Origin of the sequence: Streptomyces sp. WAC 06738, assembly GCF_003945505.1 — a bacterium.
GTDB lineage: Bacteria > Actinomycetota > Actinomycetes > Streptomycetales > Streptomycetaceae > Streptomyces.
On sequence record NZ_CP029618.1, the window covers coordinates 7,045,437 to 7,064,113 of the forward strand.

The 18,677-nt window shown below is 71.2% G+C and carries 18 protein-coding genes, 1 tRNA gene and 1 pseudogene; 14 read left to right on the forward strand and 6 right to left on the reverse strand.

Translation table 11 applies throughout. The features are described from left to right. The first annotated feature begins 78 nt into the window (after window positions 1-78). From DMB38_RS30730 to DMB38_RS30770, 9 genes are all read left to right on the forward strand, one after another. Window positions 79-1,230 (forward strand): inositol-3-phosphate synthase, encoded by a 1,152-nt coding sequence (locus tag DMB38_RS30730; RefSeq protein WP_125937882.1) that lies wholly within the window; start codon window positions 79-81, stop codon window positions 1,228-1,230. A 32-nt stretch (window positions 1,231-1,262) separates the two neighbouring features. Further along, window positions 1,263-2,663 (forward strand): SCO3242 family prenyltransferase, encoded by a 1,401-nt coding sequence (locus DMB38_RS30735; RefSeq protein ID WP_346429544.1) that lies wholly within the window; start codon window positions 1,263-1,265, stop codon window positions 2,661-2,663. Continuing rightward, a complete protein-coding gene (locus tag DMB38_RS30740; protein ID WP_047018830.1) occupies window positions 2,660-3,532 on the forward strand; it encodes a sugar phosphate isomerase/epimerase family protein in 873 nt (290 codons plus the stop codon). The genes DMB38_RS30735 and DMB38_RS30740 overlap by 4 nt, the downstream gene beginning before the upstream one ends. 145 nt (window positions 3,533-3,677) lie before the next feature. Further along, entirely contained in the window at window positions 3,678-4,355 is a 678-nt protein-coding gene (locus DMB38_RS30745) for an EboA domain-containing protein (protein ID WP_125937883.1), read from the forward strand. Beyond that, a complete protein-coding gene (locus DMB38_RS30750) occupies window positions 4,355-5,212 on the forward strand; it encodes a TatD family hydrolase (RefSeq protein WP_047018833.1) in 858 nt (285 codons plus the stop codon). Before DMB38_RS30745 ends, DMB38_RS30750 begins: the two co-directional genes overlap by 1 nt. Before the next feature lie 3 nt (window positions 5,213-5,215). Continuing rightward, the gene (gene eboE, locus DMB38_RS30755; RefSeq protein ID WP_125937884.1) at window positions 5,216-6,394 is read left to right on the forward strand and encodes a metabolite traffic protein EboE; all 1,179 of its coding nucleotides are present in this window, start codon (window positions 5,216-5,218) and stop codon (window positions 6,392-6,394) included. After that, window positions 6,391-7,770 (forward strand): nucleotide pyrophosphatase/phosphodiesterase family protein, encoded by a 1,380-nt coding sequence (locus DMB38_RS30760; protein WP_125937885.1) that lies wholly within the window; start codon window positions 6,391-6,393, stop codon window positions 7,768-7,770. Before eboE ends, DMB38_RS30760 begins: the two co-directional genes overlap by 4 nt. 25 nt (window positions 7,771-7,795) lie before the next feature. After that, complete coding sequence (locus tag DMB38_RS30765) at window positions 7,796-8,830, forward strand: sugar phosphate isomerase/epimerase (RefSeq protein ID WP_125937886.1); 1,035 nt, start codon at window positions 7,796-7,798, stop codon at window positions 8,828-8,830. 222 nt (window positions 8,831-9,052) lie between these two features. Continuing rightward, window positions 9,053-9,136: transfer RNA gene (locus DMB38_RS30770), tRNA-Leu, on the forward strand. Window positions 9,137-9,256: 120 nt separating this feature from the next. On the opposite strand, the gene DMB38_RS30775 is transcribed toward DMB38_RS30770, so the two are convergent. From DMB38_RS30775 to DMB38_RS37275, 4 genes and pseudogenes are all read right to left on the reverse strand, one after another. After that, complete coding sequence (locus DMB38_RS30775; protein WP_240662554.1) at window positions 9,257-10,282, reverse strand: recombinase family protein; 1,026 nt, start codon at window positions 10,280-10,282, stop codon at window positions 9,257-9,259. Then, the gene (locus tag DMB38_RS37270) at window positions 10,283-10,561 is read right to left on the reverse strand and encodes a hypothetical protein (RefSeq protein ID WP_240662555.1); all 279 of its coding nucleotides are present in this window, start codon (window positions 10,559-10,561) and stop codon (window positions 10,283-10,285) included. It abuts the gene before it with no gap. A 145-nt stretch (window positions 10,562-10,706) separates the two neighbouring features. After that, the gene (locus tag DMB38_RS30780; protein WP_346429530.1) at window positions 10,707-11,576 is read right to left on the reverse strand and encodes a transposase; all 870 of its coding nucleotides are present in this window, start codon (window positions 11,574-11,576) and stop codon (window positions 10,707-10,709) included. Next, window positions 11,558-11,779, reverse strand: a pseudogene (locus tag DMB38_RS37275) (IS5/IS1182 family transposase); the annotation flags it as partial. The gene DMB38_RS30780 and the pseudogene DMB38_RS37275, both read right to left, overlap by 19 nt. Window positions 11,780-11,918: 139 nt before the next feature. Between DMB38_RS37275 and DMB38_RS30790 the strand changes: the two are divergent. From DMB38_RS30790 to DMB38_RS30800, 3 genes are all read left to right on the forward strand, one after another. Next, window positions 11,919-12,527 carry a hypothetical protein gene (locus DMB38_RS30790; protein WP_125937887.1) on the forward strand — a complete coding sequence of 203 codons (609 nt, stop codon included), beginning with the start codon at window positions 11,919-11,921 and terminating at the stop codon, window positions 12,525-12,527. Then, complete coding sequence (locus tag DMB38_RS30795) at window positions 12,521-13,948, forward strand: hypothetical protein (RefSeq protein WP_125937888.1); 1,428 nt, start codon at window positions 12,521-12,523, stop codon at window positions 13,946-13,948. Before DMB38_RS30790 ends, DMB38_RS30795 begins: the two co-directional genes overlap by 7 nt. Window positions 13,949-14,193: 245 nt before the next feature. Beyond that, window positions 14,194-15,444 carry an ATP-binding protein gene (locus tag DMB38_RS30800; RefSeq protein WP_125937889.1) on the forward strand — a complete coding sequence of 417 codons (1,251 nt, stop codon included), beginning with the start codon at window positions 14,194-14,196 and terminating at the stop codon, window positions 15,442-15,444. Window positions 15,445-16,250: 806 nt separating this feature from the next. Here the strand turns inward: DMB38_RS30800 and DMB38_RS36285 are convergent. Then, a complete protein-coding gene (locus DMB38_RS36285) occupies window positions 16,251-16,397 on the reverse strand; it encodes a hypothetical protein (RefSeq protein WP_164716141.1) in 147 nt (48 codons plus the stop codon). Window positions 16,398-16,452: 55 nt separating this feature from the next. Here DMB38_RS36285 and DMB38_RS30815 point away from each other — a divergent pair, with 55 nt between their 5' ends. Both DMB38_RS30815 and DMB38_RS36290 read left to right on the forward strand, forming a co-directional pair. After that, window positions 16,453-17,082 carry a DUF6461 domain-containing protein gene (locus tag DMB38_RS30815; RefSeq protein WP_125937890.1) on the forward strand — a complete coding sequence of 210 codons (630 nt, stop codon included), beginning with the start codon at window positions 16,453-16,455 and terminating at the stop codon, window positions 17,080-17,082. Window positions 17,083-17,378: 296 nt separating this feature from the next. Further along, on the forward strand, window positions 17,379-17,519 hold the full coding sequence (locus DMB38_RS36290) for a hypothetical protein (RefSeq protein WP_164716142.1): 141 nt from the start codon (window positions 17,379-17,381) through the stop codon (window positions 17,517-17,519). Between the two features lie 563 nt (window positions 17,520-18,082). Here DMB38_RS36290 and DMB38_RS37280 read toward each other — a convergent pair. Continuing rightward, window positions 18,083-18,547, reverse strand: coding sequence for a hypothetical protein (locus tag DMB38_RS37280; protein WP_240662556.1), 465 nt, complete (start codon window positions 18,545-18,547; stop codon window positions 18,083-18,085). Window positions 18,548-18,677 lie beyond the last annotated feature (130 nt).

Consider the following 18,677-nt stretch of genomic DNA (forward strand, 5'->3'; position numbering starts at 1 on the left):
GTGGGCGGGAGGTCACGACGCCTCCCGCCCACGGGCGCACCGTGTATCTGAACTGAACACACGTGGGAGGCAGCAGCCGTGACGGTCCACAGACAAGACACAGCGCCGCAACCGGCGAACCCGGTGACGGCCGATACCGGCGTCTGGCTCATCGGCGCCCGCGGCTCCGTCGCCACGACCGTGATCACCGGCTGCGCCGCCCTGGCCGCCGGACTCCACCCCGCGGCCGGCATGGTCACCGAGACCGCGCCGTTCGCCGACTGCGGGCTGCCGGCGCCCGCCCGGCTGGTCTTCGGCGGCCACGACGTCGCCTGCACCCCGCTGCCCAAGCGCGCGGACGAACTCGCCGCCGGCGGCGTACTCCCGCACGGGCTGCCCGCCGCCGTCGCCGCCGAGCTGGCCGCCGCCGACGAGGAGATAAGGAACGGCGGCCCGGAGCCCGGCGAACCGTACGACGAGGAGGCGCTCATCGACTCCTACGCGGCCGACATCACCGACTTCGTCCGCCGCCGCAACCTCGCGCGCGCCGTCGTCGTCAACGTCGCCTCCACCGAGCCGGTCGCCGCCGGCGACGCGCTGCCCGCCTCGTCCTGCTACGCCGCCGCCGCCCTGAAGGCCGGCTGCGCGTACGTCAACTTCACCCCCTCCACCGGCATGCACCACCCGCGGCTGCGCGAGCTCGCCGCCGCCTCCGGCCTGCCGTACGCCGGCCGCGACGGCAAGACCGGCCAGACCCTGCTGCGCTCCGTGCTGGCGCCGATGTTCCTCCAGCGCGCGCTGGAGGTACGGGCCTGGTCCGGCACCAACCTCCTCGGCGGCGGCGACGGCGCCAACCTCGCCGGCGACCCGGCCGCCGCGGCGGCCAAGAACGTCGGCAAGGAGCGGGTGCTCGTCGACTCCCTCGGCGCCGGTGTCGACGGCGAGGTGCACATCGACGACGTCCCCGCCCTCGGCGACTGGAAGACCGCCTGGGACCACGTCGTCTTCGACGGCTTCCTCGGCACCCGCATGGTGCTCCAGACCATCTGGCAGGGCTGCGACTCCGCGCTCGCCGCGCCGCTCGTCCTCGACCTGGTCCGGATCGTCGCCCGCGCCCACGAGACCGGGATGTCGGGTCCGGTGCCGGGCCTCGGCTTCTTCTTCAAGGACCCGGACGGCGGCCCGCCCGGGCTCGCCGACCAGTGGCGGGAACTGCTCTCGGTCGCGGAGCGCCTGCGGGTCGCGCGATGAGCGCGGCGCAGCGGGTGCGGCGGCGGGGCGGCATGCGGCTGCTCGCGCTGGGCGCGGGCGCCGGTGCGGCCGGGGCGGGTGTCCTGGGCGCCGTCGCCATCGCGCGGGCCCGCCGGGCGGCGCCGGCCGCCGCGGTGGCGGGCGCCGCCGGGATGCTCGCGCTGGGCGCGGGAGCAGCCGTCCGGCGCCGGCGGGCCGCGCCCGTCGCCGCCGTCTCCGGGGTCCTGCTGGGTGCGGCCGCCGCGGGGGTGGCCGCGCGGGTACGGCGGGACGGTGCCGCCGCTCCGCCGGGCCGCGGGCCCGCCGCCGCCGTGGCCGGGGGAGTGGCGCTGCTCGCCGCCGCCGTCCCCGGCGCCGTGCTGCGCCGGCCGCGTACCGCCGGGCCGATCGAGCCGCAGGCGCGCAGCGCCCAGGGGCGCAAGCAGCCCGCGTCGCCTGCCGCGCAGATGCGCGCCTGGGTCGAACTGCTCCGCGTCTCCGCGCTGTTCACCGTCCCCGGCGACGCCCTCGCCGGCGCCGCCGCCGCCGGGCTGCGGCCCAACCGCGGCACCGCGCTGGCCATCGGCTCCTCCCTCTGCCTCTACGAGGCGGGCATGGCGCTCAACGACTACGCCGACCGCGACGTCGACGCCGTCGAGCGCCCGCACCGCCCGCTGCCCTCCGGCCGGATCACCCCCCGCGCCGCCCTGGCCGCTGCCGCCGCCCTGACCGCGGCGAGCCTCGGCCTGGCCGCCGCCGCGGGCCGCCGCCCGCTCGCGCTCGCCACCGCGCTCGCGGGGGCGGTGTGGGCGTACGACCTGAAGCTGAAGAACACCCCCGCGGGCCCCGCCGCGATGGCCGCCGCCCGCACCCTGGACCTGCTCCTCGGCGCCGCGGCCACCCAGGCCCGTTCTGCCCGCGGGGCCCCGCCGCCGGCCGGCACGGCCCCGTCCGCCCTGCGCCACCTCCAGGGCGGCGACGGCTGGGCGGACGGACCGCTCGCCGCCGCCGTGCTCCTCGGCGTCCACACCTACGCGGTCACCGTCGTCTCCCGCCGCGAGGTCGAGGGCGGGTCGACGGCCGTCCCGCTCGTCGGCCTCGCCGTCACCACCGCCGTCGCCGCCACCCTGCGCCGCGGCAACGACCCGTATCCGCAACCGGATCCGCACCCCCGGGCGGACGGCGCCCCGCCACCCACCGGACCCCGGCTGGCGCTCACCCCCGGCGACCTCCTCGCCGGCGCGTACGCCGCCACCGCCGTCCGCCCGTACCTGCACGCCGCGCTCAACCCCAGCCCGCAGCTCACCCAGCGCGCCGTCGGCGGCGGCATCCGCGCCATGATCCCGCTGCAGTCCGCCCTCGCCGCCCGTGCCGGCGCGCCCGGCAGCGCCGCCGCGCTGCTGGCCCTCGTGCCCGTCGCCCGCCGGCTCGCGCGGAAGGTGAGCCCCACATGAGCCGGCTGCGCCTGGCCTACGGCACCAACGGCCTCACCGACCTGCGGCTGACCGACGCCGTCGCGCTCCTCGCCGACCTCGGCTACGACGGCATCGCGCTCACCCTCGACCACATGCACCTCGACCCGCTCGCGCCCGACCTGCCCGCCCGCACGGCCACCGTGCGGCGGCTGCTGGCGCGGCACGGGCTCGCGGTGACCATCGAGACCGGCGCCCGCTACGTCCTCGACCCGCGCCGCAAGCACCACCCCACCCTGCTCGACCCCGACCCCGAGGCCCGTGCCGTACGCTCCCGGCTGCTGCGCACCGCCGTGAACGTCGCCGCCGAGCTGGGCGCCAACGCCGTGCACTGCTTCAGCGGCACGCGCCCGTACGGGGTCTCCGAGCCGGACGCCTGGAAGCGGCTGGGCGAGGAGCTGATCCCGGTGCTCCAGGCCGCGGACGCCGCCGGCGTGCCGCTGGCCATCGAGCCGGAGCCCGGCCATCTGCTGTACGACCTCGCCGGGTTCCACCGGCTGCGCGGGGAGCTGGACGACCCGCCGGCGCTGGCGCTCACCCTCGACATCGGGCACTGCCAGTGCCTGGAGGAGGCGCTGCCCGCCGACTGCGTACGGGCCGCCGCGCCCTGGCTCGCGCACGTGCAGATCGAGGACATGTGCCGGGGCGTGCACGAGCACCTGCCCTTCGGCGAGGGCGAGATCGGCTTCCCCTCGGTGCTCGAAGCCCTGCAGACCACCGGCTACCAGGGCCTGATCAGCGTCGAGCTGCCCCGGCACTCGCACGCCGGCCCCGAGCTGGCGAGCAGCTCCATCCGCTTCCTGCGCGCGGCGGAGGAAGAGGCGCGGGCGAGGGGGCCGGTGCCGTGCTGAGCCTCCCGTACGAACCCGGCCCGCCGTACCTGCCCGCCACCGCCGCCCGGCCGCCCGGGGCCCGCCGGCCCGCCGGGGCCGCGCGGCTCACCGGGACCCGCGCGCCGCGTGCCGCATCCGTGACCCGAGTGAAAGGAGCCGCGCAGTGGTGACCCCCGACCCCGCCGCACCCGCTACCGACCCCGCCGCACCCGCCGCCGCCTCCGCCCCGGCGGCCGCGACGGTCGCCGCCCTGCGCGCGTCCGTCGAGGCCGGTCTCGCGCCCGAGGCGCGCGAATGGCTCGCCGCCGCCCTCGCCGACGCCGCCGCCGGCACCCCGGGACCCAGCGCGGGACTGCTCGCCTGGGAGGCCCACTTCGCCGCCGCGCGCCGCCGCGCCGGGGCCGGGGCCGCCGACGCCGTGCGCGTGCTGATCCTGCACGCCGCCCGCGCCGACGAGCAGGTCGCCACCCGCGTCTACGACCGCGGGGACGCCGCGGAACGCCGAGCCGTGCTGCGTGCCCTGCCGCACCTGGGCCTCGGCCCCGGCGCCGTACCGCTGATCGAGGACGCGCTGCGGACCAACGACACCCGCCTGGTCGCCGCCGCCCTCGGCCCGTACGCCGCCGAGCACCTGGGCGACCACGCCTGGCGGCAGGCCGTCCTCAAGTGCCTCTTCACCGGCGTGCCCGCCGACGAGATCGCCGGTCTCGCCGACCGCGCCGCGGGCGACGGCGAACTCGCCCGCATGCTCGACGACTACGCCCGCGAGCGGACGGCCGCCGGCCGCGCCGTGCCGGCGGACCTCGACCGGATCCTCGCCCTGACCCGCAAGGAGGTGTGATGCGCATCTTCGACCCGCACATCCACATGACGTCCCGCACGACCGATGACTACGCCGCGATGTACGACGCGGGCGTGCGCGCCCTCGTCGAGCCCTCCTTCTGGCTGGGGCAGCCCCGCACCTCCCCGGAGAGCTTCTACGACTACTTCGACTCGCTGCTCGGCTGGGAGCCGTTCCGCGCCGCCCAGTACGGCATCGCGCACCACTGCACGCTCGCCCTCAACCCCAAGGAGGCCAACGACCCGCGCCTCCTGCCGGTCCTGGACGAGCTGCCGCGCTACCTGCTGAAGGACCACGTCGTCGCCGTCGGCGAGATCGGCTACGACTCGATGACCCCCGAGGAGGACCACGCGCTGGCCGCCCAGTTGGAGCTGGCCGCCGACCACGGGCTGCCCGCCATGGTGCACACGCCGCACCGCGACAAGGCAGCGGGCCTTGCCCGTACGCTCGACGTCGTCCGCGAGTCCAGGCTGGCGCCCGAGCGCGTGATCCTCGACCACCTCAACGAGACGACGGTGGCCGCCGCCCGGGACAGCGGCTGCTGGGCGGCCTTCTCCATCTATCCCGACACCAAGATGGACGAGGACCGCATGGTCCGCATCCTGCGCGAGTACGGCACCGAGCGGATGCTCGTCAACTCCGCCGCCGACTGGGGCAAGAGCGACCCGCTCAAGACCCGCAAGACCGCCGACGCCATGCTCGCCGCCGGCTTCACCGACGCCGACGTCGACAAGGTGCTCTGGCAGAACCCGGTGGAGTTCTACGGCCAGAGCGGCCGGCTGGAGCTGGAGCCGGAGAAGCCCGAGGCCGGCGGCGCCACGTACGAAGGGAACTCCATCCTGCGAGGGGGAAGCTGACCCATGCGGTTCCGACACCCCGACGGCTCCCTCGTCCATCTCGCGTACTGCACCAACGTGCATCCCGCCGAGGATCTCGACGGGGTGATGGCGCAACTGCGCGACCACGCCGAGCCGGTGCGCCGCCGCCTCGGCCGCGACCGGCTGGGCATCGGCCTGTGGCTCGCGCGCGACGCCGTCCGCACCCTCGGCTCCGACCCCGCCGCGCTGCGCCGGCTGAAGAAGGCGCTCGACGAGCGCGGCCTGGAGGCCGTGACCCTCAACGGCTTCCCGTACCAGGGGTTCGGCGACCAGGTCGTCAAGTACCGCGTCTACCGCCCCGACTGGACCGAGCCCGAGCGCCTCGACCACACCGTCGAGCTGGCCCGGCTGCTCGCCGCGCTGCTGCCCGACGACGTCACCGAGGGCACCATCTCCACCCTCCCGCTCGCCTGGCGCACCGACTTCGACGACGCCGCCCGCAAGGCGTCGCTGACGGCGCTCGGCACCCTGGCCGCGCGCCTCGACGCCATCGAGGAGCTGACCGGCCGCTCCATCCGCGTCGGCCTGGAGCCGGAGCCCGGCTGCACCGTCGAGACCACCGCCGACGCCGTCGCCGCGCTCACCGCGGAGGGCGCGCCGCCGCCGGAGCGTATCGGCGTCTGCGTCGACACCTGCCATCTGGCCACGTCCTTCGAGGACCCGGCCACCGCCATCGCCGGCATCACGGGCGCGGGCCTGCCCATCGTCAAGTCCCAGCTCTCCGCGGCCCTGGTGGCCGACCGGCCCGCGGATCCCGGGGTACGGACCGCGCTGGCCGCCTTCGCGGAGCCGCGGTTCCTCCACCAGACCCGGATCCGCGCCGCCGACGGCACCGTACGGGCCACCGACGACCTCGACGAGGCGCTGGCCGGCGGCCTCCCCGACGACGGCCCGTGGCGCGCCCACTTCCACGTACCGCTGCACGCGCCGCTGGAGCCGCCGCTGACGGCGACGACGCCGGTGCTCGAGGAGACGCTGGCGCGCCTCGTCGGCGGTCCGGCGCCGCTGACGAGACACCTGGAAGTGGAGACGTACACCTGGCAGGCTCTGCCCGCACACCTGCGGCCGCGCAGCCGCGCACAGCTCGCCGACGGCATCGCCGCCGAACTGTCCGTCGCCCGCGACCTGCTCACCTCGCTCGGCCTGAAGGAGCTGCCATGACGCCCCCGAAGCGGCTGGTCGTCGTCGACGTCGTCGGCCTCACGCCGCGCCTCCTCGACCACATGCCGAACCTGCGCGCGCTGGCCGACGCCGGCTCGAACAGCGCGCTGACGCCGCCGCTGCCGGCCGTCACCTGCACCGTGCAGTCGACGATCCTCACCGGCGCCCCGCCGGCGGAGCACGGGATCGTCGCCAACGGCTGGTACTTCCGCGAGCTGGGCGAGGTCTTCCTGTGGCGCCAGCACAACGCGCTCGTCGGCGGCGACAAGCTCTGGGAGGCCGCCCGGCGCGCGTACCCCGGCTACACCGTGGCCAACGTCGGCTGGTGGTACGCGATGGGCATGGACACCGACTACATCGTCACCCCGCGCCCGATCTACTACGCCGACGGCCGCAAGGAGCCCGACTGCTACACCCGGCCGCCGGAGCTGCACGACGAACTGACCGCCGCCTTCGGCACGTTCCCCCTCTTCAACTACTGGGGCCCGACGGCGAGCATCGTCTCCTCGCAGTGGATCATCGACGCCTCGCGGCACATCCTCGACGCGTACAGCCCCGACCTCACCCTCGTCTACCTCCCGCACCTCGACTACGACCTCCAGCGCTACGGCCCCGACGACCCGCGCTCGCACGCCGCCGCGCGCGAGCTGGACGACGCGCTGGCGCCGCTGCTGGCGGACGCCAGGGCGGCGGACGCGGAGACCGTGGTGCTCTCGGAGTACGGCATCACCCAGGCCACCACGCCCGTGGACGTCAACCGCGCGCTGCGCAAGGCCGGGCTGCTGGAGGTCTACACCCAGGACGGGATGGAGTACCTGGACCCGTGGGCGTCGCGCGCCTTCGCGGTCTCCGACCACCAGATCGCACACGTCTACGTCCGCGACCCGGCCGACGTCGAGGCCACCCGGGAGATCCTCACCAAGCTGCCCGGCGTCGCCGACGTACTCTCGGACTCCGGCAAGAAGGCCCACGGCCTGGACCACCCGCGCGCCGGCGAGCTGGTCGCGGTGGCGGAGCCGGACGCCTGGTTCACGTACTACTACTGGCTCGACGACGACCGTGCCCCGGACTTCGCCCAGCTCGTCGAGATCCACCGCAAGCCCGGCTACGACCCCGCCGAGCTCTTCATGGACCCCACCGACCCGTACGTACGTCTGCGGGCCGTCTCCGCGATCGCCCGCAAGAAGGCCGGGATGCGCTACCGCCTGGCCGTCGTCCCCCTCGACCCCGCCCCGGTACGCGGCACCCACGGCCGCCTCCCGGACGACGAGCGCGACGGCCCCGTGCTGCTCACCACCCGGCCGGGGGCGACCTCGGGACCCGTACCGGCGACCGACGTGAAGTCGCTGCTGCTGTCGCTCGCCGGTCTCGATTAGCCGATCCCCGTCAAGGAGCGTTGCCATGTCCACCAAGAACAGAGACGAACTCGACCACGCCGTCAACAGACGCAGATTCCTCGGAGTCGCGGCCGGCACCACGGCGGCGGCCATCGCCGGCACCGCGGGCGCCGCCGGCGCCACCGCGCAGCCGCGGGGCGCCGGCCACGGCCGCCCGGCCGTCCCCCGGGGCAACCTGGGCATCCAGCTCTACACCCTCCGCGACCAGATCGGCACGGCCGGCTTCGCCAAGGTCTTCGACGCCCTGGAGCGGTACGGCTACGACCAGGTCGAGTACGCCGGCTACACCCAGGGCAACGGCCCCCTCACCCTGCCCCAGCTCCGCCGCCTGGCCCGCGACCACGGCCTGCGCGGCATCGGCAGCCACGTCGCTTACCACGTCGGCGACCCGGCGGGCTACTCCTTCGCCACCAGCCTGGAGCAGGTCCTCGACGACGCCGAGGCCCTGGACCTCCCGTACGTCGGCACCTGGGACGGCCCGTTCCGCTACGGCACCACGGTCGACGGGGTAAGGCGCGCCTCGGCGGAGTTCAACGCCTACGGCGCGGCGGCCCACCGCCGCGGCCTGCGGTTCTACCAGCACAACCACGGCAACGAGTTCGGCTTCTGCAGCGACGACCCGACGGTGCGCATCTACGACCTGATGCTGGCCGAGACGGACCCGGACCTGGTGTTCATGGAGATGGACATCTACTGGGCCTACACCGGCGTCCACCGCTTCAGCGTCCGCCCGGACGGCACCCCTGCGCCGTTCGACCCGCTGGACTACGTCACGGCCGCCCCGCGGCGCTTCCCGCTGTTCCACGTGAAGGACGGCGAGCACGACGCGGCGTCCCAGGACGGCTACCACATGACCGACGTGGGCGACGGGGACATCGACTACCAGCGCTTCATCGGCACGGTCACCGGCGGCCGGTACCGCAAGTACCACAACTGGCTCGTCGAACGCGACGACGCGGTGAACCCCGACACGAACCCGGCCGGCTCCCTCAGCACAGCCCGCCGCTCCGCCACCCACCTCCACCACCTCCGCGCCTGACCCCACCCCGCCCCACCCCACCCACCACCCCGGCCCGGCGGGGCCCTGCGCCCGCCGCCCGAATCCCCCCGGCCCGCCGCCCCACCGGCGGGCCGGGGCCCGCCCCGTCACCACCCGCAACGAACGGCCACGCACCGTAACCAAATACCGGTGCGAACGACCCGGGAATCCTTGGTATCGTTGGCCGTGCCCCGCGGCTCTCTGCCGCGGCACGGCAACCCGGTCCGGGTGGCGGAATGGCAGACGCGCTAGCTTGAGGTGCTAGTGCCCGTTAAGGGCGTGGGGGTTCAAGTCCCCCCTCGGACACACTATTTGTACATATCTGCCGAAATTAGGGCATGCCGGTTTGGCGCCCGTGTCTCGCCCAGGCGGGGGACGGGCGTTTGTGTTGTGGCCGGTCCCGGTGCTGGTCAGCGGGCGTGAAGGTCAGCCGACGATGATCCTTTCTCTCGTCGGGGTGCCGGCGGTCAGGGAGCTGTCCGCCGGGTCGTAGGTCAGGTTGATGCCCCGGGTGCGCAGCCAGTCCGCCGCCGCTCTAGCTGAGGGGTCGCCGGGGGAGTGGTCCCCGGTGCGGGGGTGGCCGAGGCGCAGCAGCAGGGCGGGCAGGCGGGCAAGGATGCGGTCCTCGCGGATGTAGGCGTTCCGTGGCCGGTCCGTGCCGGGGCGGGTGGCGCTGGTGTGGCCGTGGCGGCAGCGGTAGGCCGGGCGGCCGTTGGTCCAGCAGGACTCCATCCGCCGACCGCAGATGCCGCAGCGCAGCAGCCCGGTGAGCAGGTAGGTGCGTCCCGGCGTCGTGGTGGTGGCCCGCGTGCCCTGGATGGCGACGAAGTCGGCCTCGCTGACCAGAGCCGGGTGGGCTTTCTCGCGGGAGATGATCCAGTCCTGTGGTGGGTTCCAGCGGGCGATGTCGCGGTGGCCGAGGGCGGTGTTGGCCGGGTCGATCAGCTCCTGGTCGGTGCGCTGGCGGTTCCACACCTGTCGGCCGGTGTAGCGGGGGTTGGCCAGGATTGCGCGCACCGCGGTCAGCGTCCACCGAGTGCCGCTGCGGTGCGCGTTGCGCTCCGGGTCGGCGGCCGACGGACACGGCACCGCCGCGTTGTTGAGGGCGCGGGCGATGCGCGCCACGCTCTTGCCTGCGCGGCGTTGGGCGAACATCCAGGAGACGATGGGTGCGGTGGTGGGGTCGGCTTCCAGGCGTTGGGCGCGGGCGCCGCGGCGTGCCCAGGCCCGGTTCGGGTGCGGGCCGGCGTCGGTGAGCCGGTAGCCGTAGGGCGGCCGGCCGCCGAGGTAGCGTCTTTGTTCGCGGGCCTGGACGGTCATGGCGGTCCGGGCGCGCAGCCGGGCGCGGGTGATCTCCCGCTTGGACAGGATCCCCAGCAGGATCATCAGCTCCTCGTGCCCGGCCAGGCTGGGGTCGACCGGGCCGCCCAACTCGGGCAGCCACAACCGCACCTAGTGGTGTTCGAACAGTGGGGCCATGGCGGCGAACTGGCTGCTGTGGAAAGCACGCTCGCTGGAGCCGATCACCACCGCGTCGAAGGTGCGGTCCGGATCGGCTAGGGCGTCGATCAGCCGGGCGGCTTCCGGGCGGCGGGGCCAGGGCAGCACCCGGCTGTGCCCGACATCGAAGAACTCGGCGGTGACCCGCCCGTGCCCGGCGACCAGCGCCTGCGCCCGCATCAACTGCCAGCCCTTCGAAGTCTCCGGGTCCTGGAAGTCCTCCGTCGACACCCGCCCGTAGAAGACCGCAACCCATCCTGGGCCCTCGGCTCGGTCACCTGGCCGCCCACCCACCTGCCCAGCGCGCCAGGGTCGGCAGGCGGGGCGAATAGCGGCAACGCGCCCGACGAAGCCATGCCGAACCTCCCCGCAGTCGCTACCTGACCAAGCCGGGGATCGAACACCCGGGTACGTCATTTCGACCGTTGCACGCACAGTGGTGGAAGGGAACCGGAAGCCACTCGTTCGGGTGAAGCAGTATTGACAAGTCCGTACCATCCCTCGGCCTGCGGGCCGGTAGCCCGGCCCACGCTGTTGGAGGTGTTCCAGCAGCCGGCAGGCGTCGTCGCCGGCGGCGGGGATCCTGGTCTTGAACCGGGCGGTCTTCTTGCCCAGGCGGACCGGACGGCCATAGCGGTCCTCCCACTCCTCGTCGACCAGGCCGACCAGAAGGTGCCCGGCGCTGCGGGTGACTTCTCCCAGCGCGGCACGGACCGCCTCGGTGACCATCTCCAGCCGGGTCAGGTCGCGCACCGCGGCCAAAAACGTGGGTGGAGGCGGTGCGCTGGGTGGTGCGTTCGCGTATGAGTCCGGCCTGCTTCAAGCGGGCGAGTGCGAGGTCGAGGAGGCGGTCGGCGTGGTTGCCCTGGGCTAGGGGCTCGCGGAAGTCAGCCAGCTCACTGTGGTGGAAACCGGGATCGTCCAGCTCCATGCCCAGCGCTAACTTGAAATCGATCCGGCAGCGGACCGCCTCGGCTGCCTGACGGTCCGACAGACCGAGCAGGAACTGCAGCACGCATTCGGTCGCCCACTGAGCGGGCGAGAGCCCCGGGCGGCCATCGCGCGGATACCAGCCGGCGAAGTCCTCGTCGTGCCACAACCCGTCCAGCCGATCCCGCACCCATATCGCCGTCGTGCCGTCGAGGGACTTGCTCACGAACGGCAACGGAGGGACAACGAGCACCTCGACAACTGCATCTGCCTGCGGAACAGCCCCAGTATGCTCGCCCGCAGCCGGCGCCAGCACGTCATGCCCGAACCGAAGCCCAGCTCCTGTGGCAGGTACTCCCCCTGGATCCCGATATGCAGCACGTAAGGAACCCGCACAGCACCTCCCGGTCCGGCAACGGCCTGCGGCCCGGGATACCGAAAGCGCCGCTCCCGCTGCAGCAGCAACGGCTCGTTACGGTCCCACAGCTCATCCGACACGATCCACGGCGGTGTCTCCACTCCGGATCGAACACTCAACTCCAGTGTTGGAAGCGGCCACCAGGGCCGATCCACCTCATTGTGTTAGCCGCTGTAAGTGATCTTTGCAGGGACGCCCTGTGGTGTGTTGAATACCCAATCTTGACGATATGCTCCGACTGTGCCGGGCGAAGAGGCGCACCTGGTCGGTGCAGAGGCCGTACGGCGGGCCAAGCAATGGCTCGAAGGGACGATGCGGGTATCGCAGTCCTATCCCAACACCGAGGGGGTGTGGGCCAGCAAGCTGACTCTGTGCTGGCCCCATGGCAACCGGAAGCCGTTCTCTTTCGACTTGGGCGGCGTCATGCGTGGCGGCGAGTGGCACGGCGAGATGTTCTGCGCCGAGGTCAAGTGGCGCAAGAACGCCAGCGATCAGGGGACGGAGTACAAGAGCTTCCTGGCGAAGTGCTATGTGGCGCTCAGTCAGGAGTACATGCTGGGTGATCACTTCATGTGGATCAGTTGGGCACCGTTCCGCGCGAACGACTGGCATCAGCTCACCACCCCCGAGATCATCCGCGAGGCGGTGTTCCTTGAAGCACAGCGGGCGTTAGGCGCCGCTGACCGCGCCGAAGCCGCGGAGCTGATCAAGAACGAGGTGGTCGAGGATCTGTCCAAGCGGCTCTGGTTGGTGGTGCTGTCCGAGAAGCAGGAGAGGCTCGTCCCGCTCGATGACTGGCGAGGTGTCGTCGCGCAGTTCTACAGCAGCCAGGGAGGGACCTCATGGTGACGCCTGTTGCGCCCGAGATCGACAGCGCGCTTGACCACCCTGATCCACGCCAGGCTGTCGAGCGCGTCAAGGACGTCATCCAGAGGCGGCTGTTGCTCATTCACCCCCAAGCCAGGATCATCCGAACGGACTTCTTCAACCACTCCTATGTGCCCGACTTGTTGATGACGTGGAACTCGGGGACACGCAAGGGAGAACGGCGCATTTACCTCCGCGCGTCGGCGGACCCGGATCTACTCGCATCAGATGTGATGCTCCTGGAGCGCGAGCAGCAGCCCCTGGTGGTGCCGCTGGCGCAAGTGGATGTTGATCATTCGCAAGCCCGTCTGGAAGCGGTGGCGGAGGAGCATGACACACTCATCCTTGATCCTTCCGGGCTCGGTGCCTTGCCGGCGCACACCCTGACACGTTCCCCGACCGCTCTCGCCTCCGACGCGATCGTCGAAGGCGGCCGGGGGATCATGAGTCAAGACCGAGTGGAGCACTTCCTGACCGCTGTCGGGAGCGGCGTGGAGGCGGCGCGCGCAGGAAGGACCGACCCCACCCGGGAAGCTCTGTCCGAGGTTACGCGGCGAACAGTGCCGACCGTCTCGCGCCGGATGGCCACCTTTATGGCCGCCATGTGGCAAGGCAGCGGTCGCTCCCTTCTGGAGTTCCCGGGCGACGCACCTGTCCGCTCGACCCTGGATGAGACCTCACTCAGTCTCCTGCTCGGCTCACGAGAGATTCCCGACGAAGACTTCTGGCGACGTATCCGCCCGCTCGTGACTGCCAAGACACTACTGGGCACGGACGTACGCGACACGCCGAACCTCCAGCACCTGATGCGCAGCGCCATCCAGATCTGGAAGGGCCATGTCTGCATGATCGTCGACGATCGCCGCCGTTCCCCCGACTCGGGCACCGATTGGCGTTGGGTCGTCGATAACGGGCGCCTGGGTCTGTGCGGGCCCGGCTTTACCGCCTATCTGGCTGCCAGCCGGAAAGAACTGGACTTCCCCGAGGAACACCCGGCACCCCTGCTCGCCCAGGTTCGCGATCGGGCCAGTCGCTTCTCCATCGCCCTGACGTCCATCCGCATGCTGATGACCAACCGCAGCATCGGCTACGACGCGCCCGGTGAGGACGTCACTCACGACCCGCAACTCGACGGGATCAGCGCGGCGTTCGGCCAGGAAGAGGGAGTGGTCGAGGCACTCGCCCTGACGCCGACCAGGACCCCGTTGCGCTGCAACTTCACAACTCGCACGGCGAGCCCTCCAGGCGCCCGATCACTGCTTCCCTACGCAGAGCTTCTCGGCACGACCCTGCGCCTCTTCCTCGACCTCGACGACGAAGATGCGGCACACCTGGAAGGGCTGCTCTACTCCGGCGAACCCGCCCCGGCACATTGGACGCAGGCTGACCTCTTCGAGGAGTGAGCGCGGAGTCCATCACCGCACTTGCAGCCTGTGGTCGCCGGGGCCGTTACCCAGGGCCAATGCGAGCTTCATCCGCCAGGCCACAGTGCAGGGTCCCCTGAAAACGATCGACCATCCGAGCTCGGAACCGAGCTGGAAGCGCTCTCCGTATACGGCGATGGGTCGGCGCGGTGGTTGGGTGGCGGGTCCCTACGTCGTGGCTTGCTGCGGCGCCTTGCGAGAACGGGTGCGCATATCATCGTTGGATGAGCTTCACTGCGCTTCACCGTGCGCTCGGCATGACACCTGGCCCGATAACCGATGAACTCCTCGATGCCGCGGTGGCAGCCGGCGTAGCGGAGGCCACGGACCTGGATTGGAAGTCCGAACTGCCCCCGGCGAGGGGGATATCCCAGACGGATTTTCCCAAGGACGTTGCGGCGATGGCGAACAGCGGCGGCGGCATGATCGTCTACGGCGTCCATGAGAAGCAAAAGGCGGCGGCGAAGCGTGTCGATGTCGGCGAGTTCGAAGAGGCCCATGAGCGCGCCTTGCGCAGCGCTGCGATCACCGCCATCTCGCCGCCGGTCTTCGATCTGCGTGTGCACCGACTCAAGTCCGCGGGCAACCGAGCGGTGGTGGTGGAGGTCCCGTCGAGCGTCGATGGACCCCATCTGATCTACAGGCACGAGTACTTCGGTGCACCAGTGCGCAACGACTCCGACACGGTGTGGATGAAAGAGCGCCAGATCGAAGCCATGTACCGCGCCCGGTTCGACGAACGCCGCCACGCAACCGAGGCTCTGGACGCGCTGGTTGACGAGGCTGCTGCCGGACGCGATGCCGACAGGCGCGCATGGTTGATCGCTGCTGCTCACCCCCGCATCCCCCGCCTTGCGGGCCGACTGTCCCGCGACGAGGCACGAGTCGTCCTGGAGAGAACCGCGGAGCTGGCCCTGGTCTATGCAGGACGCGGAGGCATCCATCCGCTGGAGAGCGTGGATCGATCCAACCCCCGTCCCGGACTGCGCCGTTGGATTGCCGTCAACACAGCAACGAGTGAGCATGCAGCGTGGAAGGAGTCGTGGGTCACCATCCATCACGACGGCTCGGTGACCCTCGCGGCTGCTGTTGGTGGGCACAGAAGCAGGGACGGTTATTTCGAGGGCTGGCAGGTCGAGTCTTCAGCCATCGAGTGCGCCATCGCAGATCTGATGGCGCTGGTCCGCACCACCGCTGGTGCCACCGGCAGCGCGGAGTACGAGGTGCGTGTCCGGATCGACTGGAACGGTAAGGATCCGCTCTCGATCCTGACGGTGGACACCTTCGGCTTCCCCTTTCACGACGTCTCGACTCCGCTCCGCCGCTACACACCGGTCGAGACCACCGTGAACGCCGGCGAACCAGATCTCGACTATTACTGGCATGTGCACGACCTCGCACAGGATTGTGTGAACCAGGGCGGCATCTCCAACCTGCTCCAGATCCGACCGCCTGAACCAGACGATCAGGTGTAGACGAATTGCCGTTCCGGCAGGTCAGACCGAAGCAGGTGGGTCTGCAGGGGAGGGGCATCGATCACTTCAACGGCAATGACGTTCTCCGTGTGAGAGCGTGGGTGTAGTGTTCAAGTCCCCCTCGGACACTTTAGAATCGGCCTTGGTCCGCCCTTTGACCAGGGCTTTTGTCGTGTGGACACCTTTGGCGACCGATGGCGGCTCTAGGTCAAGATGCCGCCGGGTGGCGCTCTGACCAGCGGCTTTATCGAACGGCCAAGCGTGGGGGTTCAAGTCCCCCGTTTGCCTGGATTGTCCATTTGGTGAGCAGTAGATTTTCCCGGTGGAGCGGGAGTGGGAGGGGTCGGGGCGCTGTCCCCGGAGCGCTCGTGCGCCTTCACCAGGAGGGACAGCAGTGCTCTGGCGGCCTCGGGGGTGAGTTCTGGCGGTTCCTCGGGGACTATTACCGTTAGTGCTGGGCGCTGGTTCTGCTTCCTGGGGCTCTTGGGCATTGGGCGCCTCTCGCGTGCCGGACTTCTCAGAAGGCAGAAATGCGACAATTCGGTTAATGTTACCGTCTGTGTGTCCATCGCGCGCGTCCAGCGGGGCCTTCCACGCGCTCGACGATCTCGGCGTCCAACCGGATGATCTGCTGCTCGTCCACGGCGCGGGCACCACCGTGGGTGAGGCTCGCGAAGTCACACTGGAGTACTAGCCGCTGCGAAAAACTCCCTGGACGTCGCCCGCAGGGGCCACACCTTCGTCCAGTCCCGTCCGGGGCGAACCTCGGCGAAGCGTTCCCGGACATCACCGCGGCTGCGGCTTCGCTAGGGGAGGAACTGGTCTTGGACGGCGAACTGGTGGTTCCCGACGAGGGCCGGCTGGCCTTCGACGCGCTCCAGCGACGCGTACGCCGCCGCGGCCGTCCGGCCGCGCAGGCCGCTGCTGAGTACCCGCCTACGTGGTCGCTGCATGAGGGCTGGCTGGGCTACGTTGCAGCGTGAGTTGTCGGCTGCGAGGAGAGCGGACGTGTCGAGCGGGCTGCGGTGGATAGCGACCGAGTACGAGTTGGGCTACACCTTCACGCTGTGCGAGGGCATCGAGCCGCGTGAGTTGCTAGTGCGGATGGGGGCGAAGCTCGAGCACATTCACGAGCTGACCAGTGACGCGGTCGCCGAACTCCAGATGTGGCCGGAGGACGGGCACCTGGGCGACCTGGATTTTCTCGACTGGGAGGACGAGGCGCTGGTGGCGCGCCTGACGGAAGCGGGATTCCTCTCCCATCCAGAGGTGATCGTCCGCGCCGGCGCGGTCTCCGGCTGGGCCTATGCCATCGAGGACGTCTCCACCAGCGCCACGGCCTTCCTGCCGGCGTTGTCGCGCGGCACGCGTGCGTACACGGTGTTCCGCAGCGCCAATGGCGAGCGCCAGATCGGCTACGCCCGTGATGGCCAGGTGCTGGCCTATTACGAACCGGGCATGCCGCATCTGGGAGGCGTGGGCGCAAAGGAGGGGGTGCCGGGCTTCGTCTACTCCGGCCAGGGGCTCGCCGACGTCGCCTTCCTGCGCTTCCTCGAGCGCGAGCACGGGATCTACATCGTTTGGGAGGACACTCGGGCCCCGCTGCCCACCGCGGCCTTCGCACAGGCCAACTGCTGACCACCTGGCCATACAGCAGCGATGAGTTGTGAGTGGTGCGGTCGGACTCCCCTTCGCCCGCCCCTACCCCGGCACCGCTAACCGCCAGGCGCGTTTCACCGGCGACAACTGGTCCGACTACCCCGCTGCCCGAGGCGAGACAGGAATGCGTTCGTAGTCCCAACGCCGGTGCTCTCCAATCCCGCTCGACTTCGAGCTTGCAGGTGTGAGGCAGAACCTTGCGGATCAGCGGAGTCAGGACTGTCACAGCGGCGCCATACAGTGGCTCATCCTTAGCGGCGATGTGGGGAGAAGCCATGGAGCGTCGGGACGGGATCATCAACATCGACTACAGCCAGTTCTACGTCACTGAGCGTGTGGAGAGCGGCTTCGAGCGGCTTGACGAGTCGCCGGACTTCACCAGCGGCCGGCCAGTGCTGCTCGCCTCGGACAGGTGACGGTGGTGAGCTGCGTGCAGTCCCACTACGCGCCGGTGGCGCTGATCAGCACGGGCCGGGAGAGGCGCTGCCTGAGCTCGGGGAGGGGTGCGTACTGGTGGACACGGTGGAGTATCGGCCGCTGTACGGCGGGCGGATGGAGCTGTGGGGGTGCACCACCGGGCCGTCCGATCCGCCCGGCCTATTCCTCCTCACCACCCGGCCGCGCCCACGTCCAGAACGCCACGACCATGCCGGGCCCACGCGGTGAAGGGCAGCGGCTGCTGGGGCAGTTCGGGCAGATGCCATCCCTCTCGGGGTAGGACGTTCACCGCCTGGAGACGAGGACGACCGGGCCGATCAGAGCGAACACCCCGGCCACTGCGCGCAGGAGGCGAAGTCCTGGCCACGACACGTGGCTCAGTCGTTCCGGCCTGATGAGCGTGGTGTGGAGGTGCAGGCGGAGGGCGGCCCCGCGGAAGTTCGTGGCGACGATCCAGCCGAAGAAGGTTGCTCACAGCCCCCAGGCAAGCAGGAACGGCCCACCATCCGCCATGTGCTTCCCCTTCCTATCGTGCCGCGGGTCAGCGGTGGCGGTGGAGTTCTGCGCTGCAGGTGGCGCGACCGTGGGGGCCGGTGGCGGTGGAGCGTTGGGCGTGGTTGCCGCGGATGGCGAGGGTGCAGGTGGCTTGGCCGCCGTGGTCGGGGAGGATGAGGGTGATCGTGGGGGTTCTGCCGAGGGGAACGCGTACGGACTTGCGCCAGGGCAGGGCTGCTTCCTGGACCGTGGTGCCGGTGGCACCTCGTGCGACGTAGGTGATCTGGGCGGTGCCCTCGCCGTCGACGGTGTACGTCACCGGGGCGGTGGGCGCGGGGCGTTGTCCGGGTGGGGCGTCGTCGTTGCGGGTGAGGGTGTGGCCGAGGAGGGCGGCTGCGGCCAGCGCGGTGGCGGTAAGGGCAGCGGTGAGAGTTCGGCGGTGCCGTGAGAGGAGTACGGGTGGCGGGTGCGGGTTATCCGTTTCGGCTTCCGCGGTCGTCGCGGTAGGCATGGGTGAGGATCCCTTCGCCTTCGGGCGCTGAATTCCTGGCAGGCCGAGAGTGTCACACGCCCGCCTCTCGGGGAAGCGCAGGGGCCTCTTCTCCTTTTCTGGCGAGAATTCACGGCGCGTTGGGTGAGTC